Source organism: Streptomyces solitudinis, from assembly GCF_036323765.1.
In the GTDB taxonomy this organism is placed as follows: domain Bacteria; phylum Actinomycetota; class Actinomycetes; order Streptomycetales; family Streptomycetaceae; genus Streptomyces.
The window spans coordinates 53,226-74,181 of the sequence record NZ_JAZDCW010000009.1 but is presented as its reverse complement, the minus strand read 5'-3'; the positions used below and the strand labels follow the sequence as shown (position 1 = coordinate 74,181).

Annotated in this window: 19 protein-coding genes; 11 read left to right on the top strand and 8 right to left on the bottom strand. The window is 76.1% G+C overall.

The genetic code is table 11. The features are described from left to right. The first annotated feature begins 47 nt into the window (after positions 1-47). The 6 genes from V1J52_RS21485 to V1J52_RS21460 all read left to right on the top strand — a co-directional run bounded on the left by V1J52_RS21485 (position 48) and on the right by V1J52_RS21460 (position 6,358). Complete coding sequence (locus V1J52_RS21485) at positions 48-1,394, top strand: hemolysin family protein (RefSeq protein WP_330141584.1); 1,347 nt, start codon at positions 48-50, stop codon at positions 1,392-1,394. Next, the gene (locus V1J52_RS21480; RefSeq protein WP_330141583.1) at positions 1,391-2,461 is read left to right on the top strand and encodes a hemolysin family protein; all 1,071 of its coding nucleotides are present in this window, start codon (positions 1,391-1,393) and stop codon (positions 2,459-2,461) included. Before V1J52_RS21485 ends, V1J52_RS21480 begins: the two co-directional genes overlap by 4 nt. 29 nt (positions 2,462-2,490) lie before the next feature. Continuing rightward, positions 2,491-3,273 (top strand): SGNH/GDSL hydrolase family protein, encoded by a 783-nt coding sequence (locus tag V1J52_RS21475; RefSeq protein WP_330141581.1) that lies wholly within the window; start codon positions 2,491-2,493, stop codon positions 3,271-3,273. A gap of 11 nt (positions 3,274-3,284) precedes the next feature. Continuing rightward, positions 3,285-4,715: an adenylosuccinate lyase gene (gene purB, locus V1J52_RS21470; RefSeq protein ID WP_330141580.1), complete on the top strand. Its 1,431-nt coding sequence runs from the start codon at positions 3,285-3,287 to the stop codon at positions 4,713-4,715. An 89-nt stretch (positions 4,716-4,804) separates the two neighbouring features. Further along, positions 4,805-5,095: a hypothetical protein gene (locus V1J52_RS21465; protein WP_330141579.1), complete on the top strand. Its 291-nt coding sequence runs from the start codon at positions 4,805-4,807 to the stop codon at positions 5,093-5,095. A gap of 111 nt (positions 5,096-5,206) precedes the next feature. Continuing rightward, positions 5,207-6,358, top strand: coding sequence for an ROK family protein (locus V1J52_RS21460; protein WP_330141578.1), 1,152 nt, complete (start codon positions 5,207-5,209; stop codon positions 6,356-6,358). Positions 6,359-6,432: 74 nt separating this feature from the next. On the opposite strand, the gene V1J52_RS21455 is transcribed toward V1J52_RS21460, so the two are convergent. Beyond that, positions 6,433-7,170 (bottom strand): GntR family transcriptional regulator, encoded by a 738-nt coding sequence (locus tag V1J52_RS21455; RefSeq protein ID WP_330141577.1) that lies wholly within the window; start codon positions 7,168-7,170, stop codon positions 6,433-6,435. 199 nt (positions 7,171-7,369) lie between these two features. Between V1J52_RS21455 and V1J52_RS21450 the strand changes: the two genes are divergently transcribed. Continuing rightward, positions 7,370-8,119, top strand: coding sequence for an SDR family oxidoreductase (locus V1J52_RS21450; protein ID WP_330141576.1), 750 nt, complete (start codon positions 7,370-7,372; stop codon positions 8,117-8,119). A 637-nt stretch (positions 8,120-8,756) separates the two neighbouring features. Beyond that, positions 8,757-10,157, top strand: a complete 1,401-nt coding sequence (locus tag V1J52_RS21445) for a GNAT family N-acetyltransferase (RefSeq protein WP_330141575.1) — start codon at positions 8,757-8,759, stop codon at positions 10,155-10,157. Here the strand turns inward: V1J52_RS21445 and V1J52_RS21440 are convergent. Then, on the bottom strand, positions 10,105-11,328 hold the full coding sequence (locus V1J52_RS21440) for a trans-sulfuration enzyme family protein (RefSeq protein WP_330141574.1): 1,224 nt from the start codon (positions 11,326-11,328) through the stop codon (positions 10,105-10,107). The two genes, V1J52_RS21445 and V1J52_RS21440, sit on opposite strands and share 53 nt — an antisense overlap. Positions 11,329-11,387: 59 nt before the next feature. On the opposite strand from V1J52_RS21440, the gene V1J52_RS21435 reads away from it, so the two are divergent. Continuing rightward, positions 11,388-11,891, top strand: coding sequence for an Lrp/AsnC family transcriptional regulator (locus V1J52_RS21435; RefSeq protein ID WP_330141573.1), 504 nt, complete (start codon positions 11,388-11,390; stop codon positions 11,889-11,891). An 80-nt stretch (positions 11,892-11,971) separates the two neighbouring features. Next, the gene (locus V1J52_RS21430; RefSeq protein ID WP_330141572.1) at positions 11,972-13,666 is read left to right on the top strand and encodes a DUF885 domain-containing protein; all 1,695 of its coding nucleotides are present in this window, start codon (positions 11,972-11,974) and stop codon (positions 13,664-13,666) included. Between the two features lie 19 nt (positions 13,667-13,685). Here V1J52_RS21430 and V1J52_RS21425 read toward each other — a convergent pair whose 3' ends face one another. The 4 genes from V1J52_RS21425 to V1J52_RS21410 all read right to left on the bottom strand — a co-directional run bounded on the left by V1J52_RS21425 (position 13,686) and on the right by V1J52_RS21410 (position 19,137). Beyond that, positions 13,686-16,709 carry an AAA family ATPase gene (locus V1J52_RS21425; protein ID WP_330141571.1) on the bottom strand — a complete coding sequence of 1,008 codons (3,024 nt, stop codon included), beginning with the start codon at positions 16,707-16,709 and terminating at the stop codon, positions 13,686-13,688. Continuing rightward, positions 16,706-17,872 (bottom strand): exonuclease SbcCD subunit D, encoded by a 1,167-nt coding sequence (locus V1J52_RS21420; protein WP_330141570.1) that lies wholly within the window; start codon positions 17,870-17,872, stop codon positions 16,706-16,708. The genes V1J52_RS21425 and V1J52_RS21420 overlap by 4 nt, the downstream gene beginning before the upstream one ends. Positions 17,873-18,059: 187 nt before the next feature. Then, positions 18,060-18,455, bottom strand: coding sequence for a PPOX class F420-dependent oxidoreductase (locus V1J52_RS21415; RefSeq protein WP_330141569.1), 396 nt, complete (start codon positions 18,453-18,455; stop codon positions 18,060-18,062). 49 nt (positions 18,456-18,504) lie between these two features. Further along, positions 18,505-19,137 carry a YigZ family protein gene (locus tag V1J52_RS21410; RefSeq protein ID WP_330141568.1) on the bottom strand — a complete coding sequence of 211 codons (633 nt, stop codon included), beginning with the start codon at positions 19,135-19,137 and terminating at the stop codon, positions 18,505-18,507. A 52-nt stretch (positions 19,138-19,189) separates the two neighbouring features. Here V1J52_RS21410 and V1J52_RS21405 point away from each other — a divergent pair, with 52 nt between their 5' ends. Beyond that, positions 19,190-19,606, top strand: coding sequence for a CoA-binding protein (locus V1J52_RS21405; protein WP_330141567.1), 417 nt, complete (start codon positions 19,190-19,192; stop codon positions 19,604-19,606). A gap of 15 nt (positions 19,607-19,621) precedes the next feature. Here V1J52_RS21405 and V1J52_RS21400 read toward each other — a convergent pair whose 3' ends face one another. Further along, entirely contained in the window at positions 19,622-20,383 is a 762-nt protein-coding gene (locus V1J52_RS21400) for an acyltransferase (protein ID WP_330141566.1), read from the bottom strand. A 1-nt stretch (position 20,384) separates the two neighbouring features. Beyond that, positions 20,385-20,924 carry a gamma carbonic anhydrase family protein gene (locus V1J52_RS21395; RefSeq protein WP_330141565.1) on the bottom strand — a complete coding sequence of 180 codons (540 nt, stop codon included), beginning with the start codon at positions 20,922-20,924 and terminating at the stop codon, positions 20,385-20,387. Positions 20,925-20,956: the final 32 nt, after the last annotated feature.

Genomic DNA, 20,956 nt, shown 5'->3' with positions numbered 1-20,956 from the left:
CGACCGCACCGCTCCGCAGGGCCCGCACCCGTGACGGGGGCGGCCCGATGACGGAGCTGCTCCTGCTGGGCGCGGCCGTCCTGCTCACCCTGGCCTGCGGCGTGTTCGTCGCCGCGGAGTTCTCCCTGACGACGGTGGAGCGCGGCGCGCTGGAGGAGGCCGCGGCCCAGGGGCAGCCGGGCGCGGCCGGAGCGCTGAGTGCGGTGCGGTCGCTGACGTTCCAGCTCTCCGGCGCCCAGCTCGGCATCACCCTCACCAGCCTGCTCATCGGCATGCTCGCCGAGCCGTCGGTGGCCACGCTCCTGGCGGGGCCGCTCCGCGGCGCGGGACTGCCCGCCTCGCTCACGCCGTCGGTGGCGCTGGCCCTGGGCACGGGCCTGTCCACGGTGGTGCTGATGGTGATCGGTGAGCTGGTGCCGAAGAACTGGGCCATCTCCCGTCCCCTCCCGGTCGCCAGGCGGGTCGGCCCCGCCCAGCGGGTCTTCTCCGCGGCGTTCCGGCCGCTGATCCGGCACCTGAACAACACCGCCAACCGCACCCTGCGCCGGCTGGGCCTCCAGCCCACCGAGGAGCTGGCCTCGGCCCGTTCCCCGCAGGAGCTGGTCGCGCTGGCCCGGCACTCGGCGAAGGAGGGCGTGCTGGAGGCGGACAGCGCCGATCTGTTCGTCCGCACCCTGCGGCTGGCCGAGCTGACGGCCGAGAACGTGATGACGCCCCGCGTGCAGGTGCACGCGCTGGACATGCGGGCCACGGCCGAGGACGTCGTCAGCGCCAGCCGTGCCACCGGCCTGTCCCGGTTCCCCGTCTACCGCGACAGCCTCGACACGGTGGTCGGCGTCGTCCACATCAAGGACGTCGTGGCCGTGCCCGCCGCCGCCCGGCCCCGGCGGCCGCTGGGGGGCCTGCTGCGCGAGCCGCTGCTGGTGCCGGAGTCGCTGACGGTGGACCGCCTGCTGGACGTGCTCTCGGAGCGGCGCAGCATGGCCGTCGTCATCGACGAGTACGGGGGCACCGCGGGGGTGCTCACGCTGGAGGACATCATCGAGGAAGTCGTCGGAGAGGTGCGCGACGAGCACGATCCGCAGGCCGTGCCCGGTCTGCTGGCGGCGGGCACCGACCCCGGCGGGCGGCCGGTGTTCGACGCCGACGGCGCGGTCCGCGCCGACCAGCTGGAGGACATCGGGCTGCGGCTTCCCGAGGGGCCCTACGAGACGCTGGCGGGGCTGGTGGCCACGGAACTGGGCCGCATCCCCGCACGCGGGGACCGCGTGGACGTGGCGGGCTGGCGGGTGGAGGTCGCCAACGCGGACGGCCGCCGGGCCGCCCGGCTGCGGCTGCGCGGCCCGCGGGCGGCGTCCGGCCCGCCCGGCGGCCCCGGGGAGGCCGGCCGGTGACCGTCCTGCAACTGGTCATCGGGGTACTGATGATCTCGTGCAACGCCCTCTTCGTCGGCGCCGAGTTCTCGCTGATCTCGGTGCGCCGCAGCCAGATCGAACCGCGCGCCGAGCAGGGCGACCGGCGGGCCGTGCGGGTGCTGTGGGCGCTGGAGCACCTGGCGCAGCTCATGGCGACGGCGCAGCTCGGCATCACGCTGACCACGCTCATCATGGGCATCGTCGCCGAACCGGCCGTCGAGCACCTGCTGGCCCCCGTCCTGCTGGCCGTCGGGGTCTCCGGCGCGCTCGCCCACACCGTCTCCTTCGTCCTGGCGCTGGCCTTCTTCACCTACCTGCACATGCTGTTCGGCGAGATGGTGCCCAAGAACATCGCGCTGGCGGAGCCGGAGCGCACCGCGCTGCTGCTGGGGCCGCCGCTGGCCGCGCTCACCCGGGGACTGCGCCCGGTGATCTTCTCGGTCAACTCCCTGGCGAACGCGCTGCTGCGGCTGCTGCGGGTGGAGCCGCGCAGCGAGGTGGAGTCGACGTTCTCCGACGACGAGCTGGCCCGGATCGTGGCGGACTCCAGTGAGGCGGGGCTACTGGAGGAGCGGGCCACGGCCCGGCTGCGGGACGCCCTGGAGCTGGGCCGCCGTCCGGTGGCCGAGGTGGTGCGGCCCACCGCGCGGGTGGTGTCGGCCCCGGCGGGGGTGACGCCGGACGGGCTGGAGCGGCTGTGCGCGGTCTCGGGGTACTCGCGCTTCCCCGTCGTGGACGGAGGCGGCAAGGCTCTGGGCTACCTGCACGTGAAGGACGCGCTGGACGCCGCCGTCCGCGACGCGCCGTTCCCGGCGTCGGCGCTGCGGCCCATCGCACGGGTGCGGGCACAGACCCCGCTGGACGACGTGCTGGGCGCGATGCGGGGCAGCGGGACGCACCTGGCCGCCGTCATCGGCGGCGACGGGCGGGCGGCCGGACTGGTGACGATGGAGGACGTCCTGCGCGAGCTGGTGGGCCGCACCCCGCCGGAGTCCGGCGCGCCGCCGGACGCGTCCCCCGGGAGTGGCGGTCCGAACAGTCGTTGACCTGGGCAACCGGTTACGATGGCCCGGCCATGGACACCACACCGCAGATCAGCAGTTTCGTCGCGCTCGGCGACTCCTTCACCGAGGGCATGTCGGACGTCGGCGCGCACGGCGCCTACCGCGGCTGGGCCGACCGCCTCGCGGAGCAGCTGGCCGCGGGCCAGGACGGGTTCCGCTACGCCAACCTGGCCGTGCGGGGCAAGCTCATCGGGCAGATCGCCGACGAGCAGGTGGACCGGGCGGCGTCCATGGGCGCCGACCTGGTCACCCTGGTGGGCGGGCTGAACGACGTGCTGCGGCCGTCCTGCGACATGGGCCGCGTCCGCGGGCTGCTGGAGGAGTCGGTGGGGAAGCTGGCCCCCTCCTGCGGGCAGCTCGTCCTCATGCGCAGCCCCGGACGGAGCGGCCCGGTGCTGGAGCGCTACCGGCCGCGCATGGAGCAGCTCTTCTCCTTCGTCGACGCGCTCGCCGCCCGGCACGGCGCCCTCGTCGTGGACCTGTACCGGTCACGGGCGCTCGGCGACCCGCGGATGTGGGCGGACGACCGGCTGCACCTGACGGCCGAGGGCCACCGGCGGGTGGCCGAGGCCGTCCGGCAGCGCCTGGGCCTCCCCGCGGCGTTCGACTGGGACGAGCCGCTGCCCGCCGTCGCGCCGGTGGTCTGGTACGACCGGCGCCGGGCGGACCTGCGCTTCGCCCGCGAGCACCTGGGGCCGTGGGTCGTCCGGCGGCTGACCGGGCGGTCCTCCGGCGACGGGCTGAGCCCCAAGCGCCCGGACCTCGCCCCGCTGGCCTGCGAGGACACCCCGTAGAATCCGGCACCGTGACAGACAAGCCGCGCATCCCGAACGTCCTGGCCGGCCGCTACGCCTCGGCGCAGCTCGCCCTCCTGTGGTCCCCCGAGTACAAGGTGACGCTGGAGCGGCGGCTGTGGCTCGCCGTGCTGCGGGCGCAGAAGGACCTGGGCATCGACGTGCCCGAGCAGGCCGTCACCGACTACGAGCGGGTGCTGGAGGACGTCGACCTGGCGTCGATCGCGCGGCGGGAGCGGGTCACCCGGCACGACGTGAAGGCGCGGATCGAGGAGTTCAACGCGCTGGCCGGGCACGAGCAGGTGCACAAGGGCATGACCTCCCGGGACCTCACGGAGAACGTCGAGCAGTTGCAGATCCGGCTCTCCCTGGAGCTGGTGCGCGACCGCACGGTGGCGCTGCTGGCCCGGCTCGGCGAGCTGGCGGGCGAGCACGCGGCGCTGGTGATGGCCGGGCGCTCGCACAACGTCGCCGCCCAGGCCACGACGCTGGGCAAGCGCTTCGCCACCGCCGCGGACGAACTGCTGGCCGGGTACGCCCGGCTGGAGGACCTGCTCTCCCGCTACCCGCTGCGCGGCGTCAAGGGCCCCGTCGGCACGGCGCAGGACATGCTCGACCTGCTGGGCGGGGACCCGGCCGGACTGGCGGAGCTCGAGCGCCGCGTGGCGCACCACCTGGGCTTCGCCCGCACTCTGACCTCGGTCGGCCAGGTCTACCCCCGGTCGCTGGACTACGACGTGGTGAGCACGCTCGTGCAGCTCGCCGGCGCGCCCTCGTCGCTGGCGAAGACGATCCGGCTGATGGCCGGCCAGGAACTGGTGACCGAGGGCTTCAAGGAGGGCCAGGTCGGTTCCTCCGCCATGCCGCACAAGATGAACACGCGGTCCTGCGAGCGGGTGAACGGCCTCGCCGTCATCCTGCGCGGCTACGCCTCGATGGCCGGTGAGCTGGCGGGCGACCAGTGGAACGAGGGCGACGTGTCGTGTTCGGTGGTGCGCCGGGTCGCGCTGCCGGACGCGTTCTTCGCCTTCGACGGGCTGCTGGAGACCTTCCTGACGGTGCTGGACGAGTTCGGGGCCTTTCCCGCCGTCGTCTCCCGCGAGCTGGACCGCTACCTGCCCTTCCTGGCCACGACGAAGGTGCTGATGGCCGCCGTCCGGGCCGGGGTGGGCCGGGAGGTGGCGCACGAGGTGATCAAGGAGCACGCGGTGGCCTCGGCGCTGGCGCTGCGGGCGGGGGCCGAACGCAACGAGCTGCTGGACCGCCTCGCCGCCGACACCCGCATCCCGCTGGACCGGGCGGGCCTGGACGCGCTGATGGCCGACCGGCTGTCCTTCACCGGAGCCGCCGGGGCGCAGGTGGCCGGGGTGGTGGCCCGGATCGAGGAGGTCACGCGCGAGCACCCGGAGGCCGCCGCCTACCGTCCGGGAGCCATCCTGTAGCGCGGCGCCCGGACGCCGGGGCACGTCCCGCGGACGCGCTCCCGGCGGAACGGGGGTTTCACACGCGCACAAGCGGCAACGAGATGGTCATGCCCACACACCGACGCTCCGTAGGCGCCGCCCGGGTCGTGACCGCTGTCGCCGACCTCGCGGCCTTCATCCTGGGCCTGTGGATCCTGATGTACCTGCTGGACGCCAACCGCACCAACGACCTGGTGATCTTCGTCCGGGACGTGGCGGGCTGGCTGGCCGGCTGGTCCCACGACCTGTTCACCTTCGACGCGGAATGGCTCCGGGTCGTCTTCGGCTACGGCCTCGCGGCCGTGGTCTACCTCTTCCTCGGCCACCTCGTGGCCGGACGCATCGTGCGCCGCACCTGACCCGCTCCGGGCCGCCCCGCCCCCTGCGGCGGCGCGGCACCGTACTGCTGTTCGCCCTCGTCCGTGCCAGTGGATACGATCCGCCCACGCGCACGGCACAGGGAGGCGATCGTGGGGAGGCTCACCGGCGGGGACCCCTCGCTGCTGCGGAGGATCAACTCGGCGGTCGTACTGCGCGCGTTGCGCGGAGCCGACGGCTCCCCCACGCTCACCGACCTGACCGGCCTCACGGGCCTGTCCCGCCCCACCGTCGAGGGCGTGGTGGAAGGGCTCGTGGAGTCCGGGCTGGCGGCCGAGGCCGCCGCCGGGACGTCCCCGGCCCGGCGCCAGGGGCGGCCCGCCCGGCGGTTCCGCTTCCGCGCCGAGGCCGGGCACCTGCTGGGCCTGGAGATCGGACCCCACCGGGTCTCCGCCGTCCTGTCCGACCTCACCGGCCGGCTGGTGGGCGCCTCCGAGCGCCCCGTGTCCGAGGAGGCCGGTGCCGACGAGCGGCTGGAGCGCGTCCGGGCCGCCGTCTCCGACCTGCTGCGCCGCTCGGAGGTGGCCCGCTCCACGCTGCGGGCGGTCGGCGTCGGGAGCCCCGGCATCGTCCACGCGGACGGCAGCGTGCGCCTGTGCACCGCGCTGCCCGGCTGGACGGGGCTGCCGCTGGGTGAGCGGCTGCGCCGCTCCTTCCGCTGCCCGGTGCTGGTGGAGAACGACGCCAACGCCGCCATCCTCGCCGAACGGTGGAAGGGCGCGGCGAGGGGCTGCGAGGACGCCGTCATGGTGCTGGCCGGGCTCAGCCCCGGCGCCGGATCGCTGATCGGCGGACGGCTGCACCGCGGGTACGGCGGCGCGGCCGGGGAGATCGGCGCCCTGCACCTGCTGGGCCGCGAGTCCTTCCCCGAGCGGCTGCTGTCCACCACGGGCGAACCGCTGCACCCGCTGGACGAGGCCGCCGTGGCCCGGGTGTTCCGCGAGGCCAAGGAGGGGGACGAGCAGGCGCGCCGGGCCGTCGACCGCTACATCCAGCGGCTGGTGCACGACGTGGCGGCCCTGGTGCTCGCGCTGGACCCGGAACTCGTCGTGATCGGCGGCTGGGCCGCCGGACTGGACGGGGCGCTCGCGCCCCTGCGGGCCGAACTGGCGCGCTACTGCCTGCGGCCGCCGCGGGTGACGCTGTCCCTGCTCGGCGAGGCGGCCGTGGCCACCGGAGCCCTGCGCGTGGCGCTCGACCACGTGGAGGACCAGTTGTTCTCCGTGCAGGAGGCCATGGGCTGAACGACGCCGCCGGCCGCCGCCGGCGCGGGGGCGTCCGGCGCGGCTGACGGCCGCCGGCGCGGGCGGCCGGGCCGTCAGCCGGCGAGCAGGTCCATGGCACCGCAGTCGCCGAAGGTGAGACGACAGGTGTCCGCGCGGTACGTGGCGGCGGACACCGCGACCGTCGCACCGCGGGCCAGGTAGCGGGTGGTGACGACGAGGACGGGGGCGCCCGGCAGCCGGTCGAGGCGGCGGGCGTCCTCCGCGGGGACGGATCCCAGCTCCACCGAGCGGTCCTGCCCGTCCGGCCCCAGCCGGTGCAGGGCGCGCAGGACGGCGCTCCCGCGCGCCGCCCCGGTGCCCGCCGGCTCCCCGGCGAGCGCGGCGGGCATGTACAGCACCTCGGTGGCGACCGGCTGGCCCAGCTCCGTCCGCAGGCGGCGCACCGCGTGGACGGGCCCCTCGGCGCCGTCCAGCAGCCGCGCGACGGCGGCCGGGAGCGCGCCGGGCGCGAGCAGCGCGCAGCCCTCCGTCCGCCAGGCGTCGCCGGGTGCGCCGGGCCGGGCCCCGGCCTCCGGCGCGACGTCCACGCCCATGCGCGGCGGGGCGACCGTCGTGCCCACCCCCCTGCGGCGGTGCAGCCGGCCCTCGAGTTCGAGCTGTTCGAGCGCCTGGCGCAGCGTGGCCCGTGCCACGCCGTACCGCGCGGCCAGTTCCCGCTCGTTCGGCAGGACCTGGCCGACGGCGAACTCCGAGTCGAGCGCCTCGGACAGCACCGTCTTGAGGTGCCAGTACTTCGGCTCCGGAACCGTCTCCACCGGTGTGGTCCCCACCCTTGCCTCCGCAGTCGCCGTGTTTCCCGGGGTGATTTCGCGCGATTGTTTTTTAAAGCTTGTTGCGTATGCCTCCCGTGAGGCTAGGACGGCTCCTCCCCTTGGTCAAGACCAATCCCGGTCCGCGCCGCGCCGGCGCCCCGCGTGGGATAGCGTCGTGGCGCCCCGGCCGCAGGGAGGCGGGGCGGGAGGGCGAGGCATGACACAGCAGGTCACGGTGGTCACGGGCGGCAGCCGAGGCATCGGAGCGGCGGTTGCCGTGCGGCTGGCCGCGGCCGGCCACCACGTGGGAGTGGGGTACGAGCGGGCTGCGGACGCCGCCGAGCGGACGGTGGCGACCGTGCGGGCCGCGGGCGGGGAGGCCGTGGCCGTCCAGGTGGACACGGCCTGCGAGACGCAGGTCGAGGCCCTGTTCGGCACGGTGGCCGAACGGCTGGGGCCGGTCACCGGCCTGGTGAACAACGCGGGCGTCACCGGACCGCTGGGCCGGTTCACCGAGACGCCGACGGAGCACATGCGCCGCGTGGTCGAGGTCAACGTGCTGGGTGCCCTGTACTGCGCCCGCCGCGCGGCCCTGGCGATGTCCACGCGGCACGGCGGCCGGGGCGGCGCGATCGTGAACATCTCCTCGGTGGCCGCCACCCTGGGCGGTCCGGGTGAGTACGTGCACTACGCGGCCAGCAAGGCGGCCGTGGACGCCCTGACGGTGGGCCTGGCCAAGGAGCTGGCCGAGGACGGGGTGCGGGTCAACTCGGTGCAGCCGGGGACGGTCGTCACCGGCATCCACGCGGCGATGGGCGACCCGCAGCGCCCCTGGCGCGTTGGGGAACGCGTGCCGATGCGGCGGCCCGGGGAGCCGGACGAGGTCGCCGGGGCGGTGGCCTGGCTGCTGTCACCGGAGGCGTCCTACACCTCCGGCGCCGTGCTGCGGGTGGCGGGCGGGCTCTGAGACCTGCCCGCCGTGCCGGTGCCGGAGGCCCGGGTCGTCCCCGGCACGCCGCGCGGAGGGGACGGGCGGGGGCCCTGCGGGGCCGGGGCTCCGGCGCCCGCCGCCCGGCGCAACGGGTGCCCCCGGGGGTGATCCGCCGCCGGGCCGGACGGGTGAACCGGCCGTCGCGGAACGGCGGCCGCCGACGCGCGGCCGACCTGGGGGTCCACCTCCGGTACCGGCGGCCGGCGGGGCCGCGCGGGGTTCCGCCCCGGGCTGCGGGAGCGGCGGACGGCCGGTATCGGCCGCCGGTACCGGATGGCCGACGGCCGTGTTCCCCGTCTTCACGCGGCGCATTACGATTCGGCAACGGGCCGCGCTTCCCGGCTGCGCACGCCAGGTGCCGGAGGCGGGCCCGCTGCCGCGCGGAAGGGTGGTCGCACTGTGCCCGCAGGGAACCATGCAGCGTGGGTGGGCGTTGGTGCAGGCACCCCGCCGAAGCGGTCGCACCGCCCCCGCAGAGGCGGGCGGCAGTCGAAGCGTCAACGCTGGAATGGCTCACATGGCTGAAAAGGCTTCCAAACCGTCAGAAGCACCCTTAACTCATCGGTCACAGAGCGTTCGTGACCAGGCAACACCCGTACCGGAGGGTGTCCGTATGCCTGACTGCACCGATGCCACCGCATCCGCCGCCGGAAGGCGGCCGGGCGCCCTCCGCAAGGGCGCGCTGCGCCGCCACCACTGGCGCCGCGACCTCGTCGAACTGGCGGCCGTGTTCACCGCCGTCACCGTGGCCGACACCCTCGCCAAAACCACCGTGAACAGCCCCCAGGGGCCGGTCCTGCTCCTCGGTTCGGCCGCCGTCCTGCTGACCACCGCCGGGGTCAACGCCTGGTGGACCCAGCGTCGGCGCCACGGACCGCCGCCCGATACGGGCCCCGCCACGGCACCCGGGCCCCGGACGGGTCAGGAGGGGACCACGGACACGGTGCTGTGGCGGATGCGCACCACCGTGCGCGACGAGCCGGGCGCGCTGGCCGCCCTGTGCACCGCGCTGGCGGTCCGGCGCGTGGACATCCTCGCGCTCCAGACGCACCCGCTGGGCGGCGCCACGGTGGACGAGTTCCTGCTGCGGGCCCCGCTGGAGCTGGAGCCGCGGCGGCTCACCGCGCTCGCCGCGCAGGGCGGCGGCACGAACACCTGGCTGGAGCGGGCCGACGCGCACGACCTGGTGGACGCGCCCGCCCGCATCCTGTCCCTCGCCACCCGGACCGCGCTCGACACGGCCGAACTCCCGCTGGCCCTGCGCGAGCTGCTGGGCCGCTGCACGATCCGTTCGGTCCCCGCCGCCCCGGCGAGCGGGACGCGGGACGAGCCGGCCGGGCCGGAGGGCGTGCTGGAGGAGACGGTGCTGCGGCTGCCGGACCCGGCGGGCGGGACGCTCGTCGTGCAGCGTCCGCACCTGCCGTTCACCCCGACGGAGTTCGCCCGCGCCCGCGCCCTGGTGGAGCTGGACGCGCGCCTGGGCCCGCGGATGCCGGCCCGCCGGGACGTGCTGACGCTCCCGGAGGGCGACGCCATCACGGTCCGCCGCGCCGGCCCTGAGGATCTGGAGGCCGCGCGGGCGATGCACCTGCGCTGCTCGGAGCGCACGCTCACGCTGCGCTACCACGGCCCCGTCCAGGACGCCGACCGCTACCTGTCGCACCTGCTGTCCCCGCGCTTCGGGCGCACGCTCGCGGTGGAGACGGCCTCCGGCCGGCTCGTGGCCCTGGGCCACCTGCTGTGGGACGGCGAGGAGACGGAGGTGGCCCTCCTCGTGGAGGACGAGTGGCAGCGCCGCGGCATCGGCGCCGAGCTGCTGCGGCGGCTGGTGGCGCTGGCGGTGGAGGCCCGGTGCGAGAGCGTCTACGCCGTCACCCGGGCCGTCAACACGGGCATGGTCGCCACCATGCGCGGCCTCGGCCTGCCGCTCGACTACCAGATCGAGGAGGGCACCATGGTGCTCAGCGCGCCGCTTGCCGCTGCGGCTGCCGCTGCTCCCGCCGACGGGCACTGAGGGTACCGAGGGCCGCGTCGAGGTCGCGCCACAGGTCCTCCACGTCCTCCAGGCCGACCGACATCCGCAGCAGCCGTTCGCTGATGCCGCCGGTGCGCCGGTCCTCCTCGTGGACGATCCGGTGGCTGATCGAGCCCGGATGCTGGATGAGGGTGTCGACGCTGCCGAGGCTGACCGCCGGGGTGATCAGGCGCACCCCGGCGATCACCTCGTGCGGGTCGCCGCTCACCTCGAAGGAGACCATCGCGCCGCCCAGCCGCGGGTAGTGCACCCGCTCCACGCGCGGGTCGGCGGCCAGCCGCCGGGCCAGTTCGGCCGCGGTCGCCGACTGGGCGCGCATCCGCACCGGCAGCGTGGACAGCCCCCGCAGCAGCAGGTAGCCGGCCAGCGGGTGCAGCACCCCGCCGGTGGCGAAGCGGACGCGGCGCAGTTCGCGCGCGAAATCCTCGTCGCAGGCGACGACGCCGCCCAGCACGTCGCCGTGCCCGCCCAGGTACTTGGTGGCACTGTGCAGCACCAGGCGCGCGCCGTGGGCGGCCGGGCGCTGGAGCACGGGCGTGGCGAAGGTGTTGTCCACCAGCAGCGGCACCTCGCCGCAGGCCCGGGCGACGGCCGCCAGGTCCACTTCGGCGAGCGTGGGGTTGGCCGGGGTCTCCACCATGACCAGTCCGGTGTCGGGACGGACGGCGCCGGCGATGCCCGCGGCGTTCGTCCAGGTCACCTCGGTGCCCAGCAGTCCGCTGCCGAGCAGGTGGTCGCTGCAGCCGTACAGCGGGCGGACCCCCACCACGTGCCGCAGCCCGCCCGCCCCCCTGGCCAGCAGGACGGCGGTCAGCGCCGCCATGCCGCTGGCGAAGGCGACGGCGGCCCCGGTCCCCTCCAGCCGGGCCAGCGCACGCTCGAAGCGGGCGACGGTCGGGTTGTCCAGCCGCGCGTAGACGGGTGGCCCCTCCAGCTGGGCGCCGGTTGCGGCGAAGTCGTCCAGCCGGGCGGCCTCCGCGCGGCTGTCGTGGCTGGGATAGGTCGTGGACAGGTCCAGCGGGGCGGCGTGCAGGCCCAGGGCCGCGAGGTCCTCGCGCCCGGCGTGCACGGCGTGGGTGGCCAGCGCGCCCGGGGCGGCGGCCGGGTCCTCGTGGGCGGGCGATCCCGTCGCGTGACGTGTGGTCTCCATATCCGCATGCTGAACAGCTACCGGGCCGTAGCGGGAAAACCCCGTGCTACGTTCGGCCCATGGCCGATTCCGTCCGTCTCGATCCGGTCGATCTGGAGATTCTGCGGCTCCTCCAGAACGACGCCCGGGCGACGTACCGCGACCTCGCCGCCGCGGTGGGGCTCGCCCCGTCCACGTGCCTGGACCGGGTGGCGCGGCTGCGCCGGGGCGGGCTCATCCTCGGTCACGCGCTGCGGCTGGATCCGGCCAAGCTCGGCCGCTCCCTGGAGGCGCTGCTGTCGGTACAGGTGCGGCCGCACCGGCGGGAGCTGATCGGTCCCTTCGTCGAACGGATCAGGACCCTGCCGGAGTCCCGGGCGCTGTTCCACCTGACCGGCCCGGACGACTACCTGGTGCATGTGGCCGTGACCGGCACGGCCGACCTGCAACGGCTGGTCCTGGACGAGTTCACCTCCCGCAGGGAGGTGGCGCGGGTGGAGACGCGGCTGATCTTCCAGCAGTGGTCCTGCGGCCCGCTCCTGCCTCCCGAGGCCCCGGCGCCCGAAGGCCCGCCCGGGCAGTAGGCCCGCCCCGCGCGGGGCCACGCACCGGGCGGGCGGGGCGCCGGTGACGGCCGGGGGTCTTGCGTTGCAGGATGGCACGCATGTCCGAGACCACGCGAGCGGCTTCGCTCCCCCGCCAGATCGCCGACGCCTACGTCGACGCCCTCGTCGCACTCGATCCCATCGCAGGCACCTATCTGGGCGTCCCCGGGAGCCACGACCGGCTGCCCGACTTCTCGCCCGACGGGCAGGAAGCCGTGGCGGCGCTCCAGCGCGCGACCCTCGCCCGGCTGTCCGGTGCCGAGTCGCTGCCCGGCGCCGACGTTCCGTCCGAGCGGCGCTGCGCCCGGCTGCTGCGGGAGCGGCTGACCGCGCACCTGCACGTCCACGACGCCGGGGAGGGCCTGCGGGCGGTGAGCAACCTGCGCTCCCCCGTCCACGCGGTGCGGTCGGCCTTCACCATCACGCCCACCGCCACCGAGGACGACTGGGCCGCCGTCGCCCGGCGGCTGCGGGCGGTCCCGGCCGCGCTGGAGGGCTACCGGGCGTCGCTGGCGGCGGGCCTGGACAAGCGGCTGCCGGCCGGGCCGCGCCAGGTGGCCACGGTGATCGGGCAGCTCGCGGAGTGGACGGGCGCGACGGGCCCCGGAAGCTGGTTCGCCGCCTTCGCCGCCGGGGGGCCGGCGGCGCTGCGCACGGAGCTGGACGCCGCCGCGGCGGTGGCGACGGAGGCGGTGGACGGGCTGCGCCGCTGGCTGCGCGAGGTGTACGCGCCGGCCGTCGAGGGGACGCCGGACATCGTGGGGCGGGAGCGCTACGCCGGCTGGGCGCGCTACTGGAACGGCACCGACCCGGACCTGGAGGAGGCGTACGCCTACGGCTGGGCCGAGTACCACCGCATCCACGCGGAGATGCGGACGGAGGCGGCGAAGATCCTGCCGGACGCGGCCACTCCCTGGGACGTGCTGCGCCACCTGGACACCCACGGCGAGGCGGTCGAGGGCACCGAGGAGGTGCGCGTGTGGCTCCAGTCCCTGATGGACGAGGCCATCGCGGCCCTGGACGGCACGCACTTCGACCTGGCCGAACGGGTCCGGCGGGTGGAGTCGATGATCGCCCCGCCGGGGGGTGCCGCCGCTCCGTACTACACCGCGCCCTCGCTCGACTTCTCCCGGCCGGGGCGGACCTGGCTGCCGACCATGGGCGAGACCCGGTTCCCCGTCTACGACCTGGTCACCACCTGGTACCACGAGGGGGTGCCGGGCCACCACCTCCAGCTCGCGCAGTGGGTGCACGTCGCCGATGACCTCTCCCGCTACCAGACGTCGGTCGGCATGGTGAGCGCGAACGCGGAGGGCTGGGCGCTGTACGCGGAGCGCCTGATGGACGAGCTGGGCTTCCTGACCGGACCCGAGCGGCGCCTGGGGTACCTGGACGCCCAGATGATGCGCTCCACCCGCGTCATCGTGGACATCGGCATGCACCTGGAGCTGCCCATCCCCGCCGACTCGCCGTTCCACCCCGAGGAGCGCTGGACCCCGGCGCTCGCCCAGGAGTTCTTCGGGCGGCACAGCGGGCGCCCCGCCGACTTCGTGGACAGCGAGCTGGTCCGCTACCTGGGCATGCCGGGGCAGGCGATCGGCTACAAGCTGGGCGAGCGGGTCTGGCTGCGCGGCCGGGAGGCCGCCCGCGCGGCGCGGGGGGCGGCGTTCGACGCCAGGGCCTGGCACATGGCGGCGCTCTCCCAGGGCTCCCTCGGCCTGGACGACCTGGCCGCCGAACTGGCCGCCCTGTAACGGGCGCCGCTCCGGGGCGTCAGCCGGCGGCCGGGACGGCGCCGGTGTGGTGGCGCAGCAGCGAGCCGGTGCGGTGCTTGACCACCTCCAGCTGGACGGGCACCCGCTGCCGCAGGTCCGCCACGTGGCTGACGATTCCCACGCAGCGGTCCCGCTCCCGCAGCGAGTCGAGCACCTCCAGCACCTCGTCGAGGGTCTGCTCGTCCAGGCTGCCGAAACCCTCGTCGATGAACAGGGTGTCCAGCCGCGTGCCGCCCGCCTCGTCGCCCACCACGTCGGCGAGGCCGAGGGCGAGGGCGAGCGAGGCGAAGAAGGTCTCGCCGCCCGAGAGGGTCGCGGTGTCCCGTTCCCGGCCCGTCCAGGCGTCGACGACGTGCAGCCCGAGGCCGGAGCGGGCACCGCGGCCCGCCCGGTCGTCGGAGTGGACGAGGGTGTAGCGGCCGGTGGACATCCGCTGGAGGCGGGCGCCGGCCGCGGCGGCGACCTGTTCCAGCCGCGCGGCCAGCACGTACGACTCCAGGCGCATCTTCCGCTCGTTCTCCGCCGAGGTTCCGGCGGTGAGGGACGCGAGGCGGCTGACGCGGTCGTGCTCCGCGCGGCGGGGAGCGGAGGCGCGGGCGGCCTCGGCGGCCCGGACGGAGAGCCGGTCCAGCTCGGCGCACATGGTGCGGGCGGCGGCGTCGGCGGCGTCGGCGGCCCGGCGCCGCGCGGTGGCCGCCGCCGCGGCCTGCCGCGCACCGTCCACGTCGGCGGGCGGCTCCTCGGCCGCGTCCCGCACCCGGGCGTCCGCCAGCTCGGCGGCGACGGCGGCCTCCTCCACCTGCCAGTCGTCCAGCCGGCGTTGCAGCTCACGGACGCGGCCGTCGTCCAGGAGCGCCTCGGCGGCCTCGCGCGGGGTGGGGAACCCCGCCCGCCAGGCGGCGTCGGCGAGGTGGTCGTCGGCCTGCTTGAGGTGGCGGGCGGCGGCCTCCGCCCGCCCGGCGCTCTCGGCCGCGCTCCTGAGCGCGGCGGCCAGCCCGTCCAGCGCGGCGGCACGCTCGGCGACGCTCGCCGCCCCGCCCCTGGCCTCGGCGACCTCCGCCAGCCGTGCGGCCTGTTCGTGGCGCAGCGCCTCACGCCGGGAGACGCGGGCGGCCGCGCGCCGCCCCGCCTCGCGCTGGGCGTCCAGGCGCCGGCCGTGCTCCCGCTCGGCCTGGTCCAGGGCCTCCCGTGCCGCGTGGGCGGTGGCGGCTTCCCTGCGAGCGCCGTCGAGGGCCTTCTCCAGGTCCTCGACGTCCGCCGCGCAGTCGGCCACACTCGCCGTGCCCGCCTCCTTCGCGGCGGCCGCGGCCGCCTCCTCCACCCGTTGCAGGGCGCGCTCGGCCTGCTCGCGGGCGGTCTCGGCGTCCTGGTGGGCGCTCAGCGCGGCCTCCTCGGCGGCGCCGTCCACGTGCCCGGCGGTCAGGGGGGCCTTGCGCGGGTGCTCCGGTGATCCGCAGACAGCGCAGGGACGGCCCGGTTCCAGGACGGCGGCGAGTTCGGCGGCGATGCCCGCCAGGCGCCGCTCCCGCACGTCGAGCCAGTCCGTGCGGGCCGCCGCCGCACGTTCCCTGGCCCCGGTGAGCGCCGCCGCCAGTTCCGTGCGCCGTGCGGCCAGCCGCTCCCGTTCCCGGGCGGCGGCGAGCCGGCCCTGGGCGGGGGCCAGCCGTCCGGCGAGCTGCTCGGCACGGGTGGCGGCCCCCTGGGCGTCCTCGACGCGGCGCCGGTGCCCGGCGCGGCGCGCGGGCCAGCGCTCCAGCCACTCCTCCGCCTCCCGCAGCACGTCCTCGTCGGCCGCCGTGTCGCGTTCCATGGCGGCCAGTTCGCGGGCGAGGGCCGTGGCACGCTCCTCGGCCCGGCGGGCGGCGTCCAGCGCTCCGCGCCGCTGCCGCACCGCGTGTTCCCGCTCGGTGAGGTGGCCGGGCGAGGCGCGGGCGAGGTCGTCGGGCAGTGCCGCGCGGGCGGCCTGTTCGGCGGTCGCGGCCCGGCGCTGCTCGGCCTCCGCGGTCGCCCGCAGGTCCAGCGCGGGTGCCACGGCGCCGGCCGCGCGGGCCCGGTCGAGCCGTTCGCGGACCTCGGCGCGCTCGGCCGCCCGCGCGGTGAGCGCCCGCGCCCGCTGCCGGGCCTCGTCGTGGCGCTGCTGGAGCGCGGCCCGCTCCTGCTCGGCCGCCAGCCGCCGCTCGGCGGCCCGGTGGGCGTCCTCGGCGGCGCGCACGGCCAGCGCGGCGGTCGTGGCCCGTTCCCTGGCGGTGCTGCGGGCCTGTGCCGCCCAGGCCAGGACGGCGTCGGGCAGCCCCGGGTCGCCCGGCGACCCGTCGCCCGGCGCCGCACCGGGGGGGGCGTCGTCCCCGGCGGCCTGCCGCATGCGGTGGGCCAGGGCCAGCAGCGTCTCGTCGGACTCGCGCAGCCGCTGCTGGGCGGTGGCGCGGCGGTCGGCGAGGTGCTGCTCGACGGCCCGGAAGCGTCCGGTGTCGAAGAGGCGCCCGAGCAGGTGGGCACGCTCCTCGGCCCCGGCGCGCAGGAAGCGGGCGAACTCTCCCTGCGGGAGCAGCACGACCTGGCAGAACTGCTCGCGGCTCATGCCGAGCAGCTCGCCGAGTTCCTGCCCGATCTCCTGCTGGGAACGGCTGAGCGCCCGCCACCGGCCGGTGGCCGCGTCGTACTCGCGCAGGAGCGACTGGGCCTTGTCCGTGGTCGTGCCCTGGCCGCGCCGCTTGGGCCGCACGTGCTCGGGCCTGCGGGTGACTTCGAGACGGCGTCCGCCGACAGTGAGTTCGAGGACGACCTCGGTGCGGGTGCCCGCGGCGGCGTGGGTGCTGCGCAGCCCGCCGCGGCCCTGGCTCTGCCGGGCACCGGGCACCCCGTCGTAGAGGGCGTAGCAGACGGCGTCCAGCACGGAGGTCTTGCCCGCGCCGGTGGCGCCGTGCAGCAGGAACAGTCCGGCGGAGCTGAGGGCGTCGAAGTCGACGTGCTGGGAGGCGGCGAAGGGGCCGAACGCGGTGACGGTGAGCCGGTGCAGTCTCACGCGGCCCCCTCGGTACGGGCGCCGGTGACGCGGACGCTGTCGAACGCGTCCCGCAGGACGTGCCGCTCGTCCTCGTCCGGGCCGCGCCCGGCGCGCACGTGGGTGACGAAGTCCTCGGCGATCTCCCGGTCGGTGCGCCCGCGCAGCCGCTCGGCATAGGAGCGGCCGGGCCCGCCGGGCCGCTCCTCGGGGTCGAAGAGGAGGCTGAGGGCATGCGGGAAACGGGCGGCGAGCCGGGCCATCGGGTCCGCGGGACGGGCCGCGTCGGTGAGGGTCGCCTCCACCCAGGAGCCGGTGTGCGCCTCCAGGGCCGGGTCCTCCAGCAGGTCCGCCAGCCGGCCGCGCAGACGGGCCAGGGGGCGCGGCACCGGGCAGTCGAGGCGTTCGGCGTGCACGCCGCCGCCGGCGTCGAGGTCGACCAGCCACATCGACTTGCGGTGTGCCGCCTCGGAGAAGGAGTAGGCCAGCGGCGAGCCGGAGTAGCGCACCCGGCCGGTGATGCGCTGGCAGCCGTGCAGGTGGCCGAGCGCCACATAGTCGACGCCGTCGAAGACGCTCGCGGGGACGGCCGCGGCGCCGCCGACGGTGATGTCCCGCTCGCTGTCGCAGGGCCGCCCGCCGGTCACGAAGGCGTGGGCCAGGACGACGGAACGGGTGGCGGCGGGCCGGGCGGCCAGGTCGGCGCGGACCCGTCCCATCGCGGCGCCCAGCACGTCGGCGTGCGCGGTGCGCGCGGCGCCCAGCTCGTCCCTGACGAGCGCCGGTTCCAGGTAGGGCAGCCCGTAGCAGGCGACGGGCCCGTGGGCGTCGGCGAGCAGCACCGGTGTGCCGCAGCCCGCCGGGTCGGTGCGCAGGTGGACGCCGGCGCGGTGCAGCAGCCGGGAGCCGACGCCCAGCCGGCGGGGCGAGTCGTGGTTTCCCGAGATCATGACCGTGGGCACGCCGAGGGCGGCGAGCCGGTGCAGGGCCTCGTCGAACAGTTCGACGGCGGGGAGCGGGGGCACGGCGCGGTCGTAGACGTCACCGGCCACGAGCACCGCCTCCACGCGCTCGCTCCGCACGGTGCGCACCAGGTGGTCGACGAACGCCTCCTGCGCCGCGAGGAGGCTCACGCGGTGCAGTCCGCGGCCCAGGTGCCAGTCGGACGTGTGCAGGAACCTCAACGCGCCACCCCAACCTGCATGTCTCCCCTTCCCCGTCCCGCGTCAGGCGCCCGGTTCACCCGGGGCCCGACGGCGCGGGACCTCGCCCGGCCCGACCCTAACCGCTGGCCGGGCGCGGCCCGCGGGCTGCCCCGTGCGAAGGGCGCCTTCGCGCGGGCCCAGTGGCGGGTTCCGGGGGCGGAGCGGCTCAGGCATCGGTGAGGGTGATGCGCAGTCCGACGGTGCCGTCGGCGCCGCGGCGCAGCCTGCTTCCCGCGAGCGTGAGCCGTCCGATGAGGCCGTACTTGCGGGCGATCAGCGTGCGGCAGCGCCGCGTGCCCCCGGCGTCCAGGATCTTCGCGCGCCCCGGCACCGCGTCGCCCGTGGCCCGGCCCCGGACGTCGCAGGGGGCGAGCAGGACGTCGGCGCGGTTGCGGATGCGCTTGACCTTCCCCGACCCGGCCCCCGTCCACACCGTCAGCGCGTCCCCGTCCCGTGCCGCCCACACCGGGGTCGGCACCGGCTTCCCGCTCCGTCGGAAGGTGGTGACCAGGAGGTACTTCCCCTCGCCCAGCCGGCGCAGGGTGTCTGTGGCTTCGGTCATGGCCCCCAGCCTACGCACGTGCCGCGGCGCGGCCGTCTGGCAAGGGCGGTCAGGAGGGGGCGGGGCCGTAGCCGTCGCCGTGCAGTTCCAGCCGGGCGGTGCCCGCCGTGGCGTCGGCCACCCACGCGCGGAAGTCCGCCACGTCGGCGGTGGGCAGGCCGAGGTCGAAGGCCACCTCCGCCCCGTACCGGACCGCGCGCACGTCGCGTCCCGTGGCCCGCAGGTCGTGTCCCAGCCGTCCCGCGCGGTCGTGCCCGACGGTGAGCGTGGCGAGCCGCAACCGCTGCCGGGTGACGGTGCCGACGGCGTCCAGCGCGGCCCCGACGGCGCCGCCGTAGGCGCGGATCAGCCCGCCGGCGCCCAGTTTCGTGCCGCCGAAGTAGCGGGTGACGACGGCGACGGCGTACCGGACGTCCCGGCGCAGCAGCATCTGGAGCATGGGCTGCCCCGCGGTGCCGCCGGGCTCCCCGTCGTCGGAGGACTTCTGCACGTCGGCGTCGGCGCCGATGACGTACGCGTAGCAGTGGTGGGAGGCGGCCGGGTGCCCGGCGCGGACACGGGCGAGCACCGCCTGCGCCGCCGCCTCGTCGGCCGCGGGGGCCAGCGCGCACAGGAACCGCGACCGGCTGACCTCGCTCTCGTGCACACCCGCCGCCGCCACCGTCACGTACCGCTCCCGCATCCCGCCACCCTAAGCGGGGAATGCGGTGGCGGGCACACCGGTTGTCGCGGGCATGGATGACGCACTGCGGGCGGACGAGAGCGCCGTACGACGGATTCTGACCGGGACGGGCGACACCTGGGCGGTGGTGGGGCTGTCGAACAACACGGCACGGGCGGCCTACGGCGTCGCCGGGGTGCTGCAGCGGTTCGGCAAGCGTGTGGTGCCCGTCCACCCCAAGGCCGAGACGGTGCACGGAGAGCACGGTTACGCCTCGCTGGCGGACATCCCGTTCCCCGTGGACGTGGTCGACGTGTTCGTCAACTCGGGCCTGGCCGGGGCCGTGGCGGACGAGGCTGTGGCGGTGGGCGCGAAGGCCGTGTGGTTCCAGCTCGGTGTGGTGGACGAGGCGGCCTACGCGCGCACGAGGGCCGCCGGGGTGGAGATGGTCATGGACCGCTGCCCGGCGATCGAGATCCCCCTGCTGTGAGCGGCGTCCGCCCGCTCACCGCCCGCCGTCCCGCTCCCCGGGCTCCGGCTGGGGCGCTCCTCCGTCACCGGTCTCGGTGAGGGCGGACAGCGCCAGGAGCTGCTGCGCGGTGACGCCTTCGGGGACGGGGACGGGCGGCGGGGTGCGCAGCGGGGGCTGCCAGCCCGCCGTCGCGTCCCAGCGCCGCACGACGCGGGCGGGAGCGCCTGCGACGACGGCGTGGTCGGGCACCTCCCCGCGCACCACCGAACCGGCGGCCACGACCACGTTGCGGCCGAGCCGGGCGCCGGGGAGGACCACCGCGCCGTGCCCCAGCCAGCTTCCGGAGCCGATCTCCACCGGCGCCGAGCGCGGCCACTGCTTGCCGACGGGCTGGTGCGGGTCGTCGTAGGAGTGGTTGGTGGAGGTGACGTAGCAGTAGGGGCCGAAGAACACGTCGTCGCCCACGGTCACGGTGGTGTCCGCGATGACGTGGCTGCCGCGGCCCAGGACCACGCCGTCGCCCAGCCGCAGCACGGTGTCGGCGCCGAGGTCGAGGCCCGGCATCATGCCCGCCGTCAGGGTGACGTCGGCGCCGATGACGCAGTGGTCGCCCAGTTCGATCCAGGGCGTGCCGAAGACGGTGCCCTGCGGGAACGCCAGCCGGGTGCCGGTGCCGATGCGGCGGAACGTGTAGGGGCCGGGCCGTCCGGCCGTGACGGCACCGGCCTGCTGGACGCGGCGCCAGGTGCGGTGGACCGCCTTCGAGAGCAGGACGCCGGCGGCCTGACGGAGCATCTCAGCCCGCTTCCCGGCCGTCCGCGGCGGCGCGGTGCGTCTTCGCCAGCTCTTTGTAGGCGGCCGCGTTGAGCCGGATGTGCTCGCGTTCCTCGTCGGTCAGCTGCCGCTTCACGCGGGCCGGGACGCCGGCGACCAGCGAGCCGGGCGGCACCGTCATGCCCTGCGGCACGAGGGCCTGCGCGGCCACCAGCGAACCCGCGCCGATCACGGCGCCGTTGAGCACGGTGGCGCCCATGCCCACGAGCACGTCGTCGCCGACGGTGCAGCCGTGCAGCACGGTGTTGTGCCCGACCGACACCCGGGCGCCGATCAGGACGTCGAAGCCGGGGTCCACGTGCACCGTGCAGTTGTCCTGCACGTTGCTGTCCGGCCCCACCGTGATGGTGCCCATGTCGCCGCGCAGCACCGCGTGGTACCAGACACTGGCGCCGGGTGCGATCCGCACGTCCCCCACCACGACGGATGTCGGCGCGGTGTACGCCTGTCCGGCGACGTCGGGTTCCCTGCCGCCCACGCACTCGATCAACGCCTCGGTCATGGCATCTCCTCACCTGTGTCGGGAGCCGCGTC

Bases quoted from the DNA above. Each gene is read 5' to 3' on its own strand.
- V1J52_RS21485 (WP_330141584.1), top strand. From the start codon at position 48: ATGACGGAGCTGCTCCTGCTGGGCGCGGCCGTCCTGCTCACCCTGGCC.
- V1J52_RS21475 (WP_330141581.1), top strand. From the start codon at position 2,491: ATGGACACCACACCGCAGATCAGCAGTTTCGTCGCGCTCGGCGACTCC.
- V1J52_RS21465 (WP_330141579.1), top strand. From the start codon at position 4,805: ATGCCCACACACCGACGCTCCGTAGGCGCCGCCCGGGTCGTGACCGCT.
- V1J52_RS21450 (WP_330141576.1), top strand. From the start codon at position 7,370: ATGACACAGCAGGTCACGGTGGTCACGGGCGGCAGCCGAGGCATCGGA.
- V1J52_RS21445 (WP_330141575.1), top strand. From the start codon at position 8,757: ATGCCTGACTGCACCGATGCCACCGCATCCGCCGCCGGAAGGCGGCCG.
- V1J52_RS21440 (WP_330141574.1), bottom strand. From the start codon at position 11,328: ATGGAGACCACACGTCACGCGACGGGATCGCCCGCCCACGAGGACCCG.
- V1J52_RS21435 (WP_330141573.1), top strand. From the start codon at position 11,388: ATGGCCGATTCCGTCCGTCTCGATCCGGTCGATCTGGAGATTCTGCGG.
- V1J52_RS21430 (WP_330141572.1), top strand. From the start codon at position 11,972: ATGTCCGAGACCACGCGAGCGGCTTCGCTCCCCCGCCAGATCGCCGAC.
- V1J52_RS21415 (WP_330141569.1), bottom strand. From the start codon at position 18,455: ATGACCGAAGCCACAGACACCCTGCGCCGGCTGGGCGAGGGGAAGTAC.
- V1J52_RS21410 (WP_330141568.1), bottom strand. From the start codon at position 19,137: ATGCGGGAGCGGTACGTGACGGTGGCGGCGGCGGGTGTGCACGAGAGC.
- V1J52_RS21405 (WP_330141567.1), top strand. From the start codon at position 19,190: ATGGATGACGCACTGCGGGCGGACGAGAGCGCCGTACGACGGATTCTG.
- V1J52_RS21400 (WP_330141566.1), bottom strand. From the start codon at position 20,383: ATGCTCCGTCAGGCCGCCGGCGTCCTGCTCTCGAAGGCGGTCCACCGC.
- V1J52_RS21395 (WP_330141565.1), bottom strand. From the start codon at position 20,924: ATGACCGAGGCGTTGATCGAGTGCGTGGGCGGCAGGGAACCCGACGTC.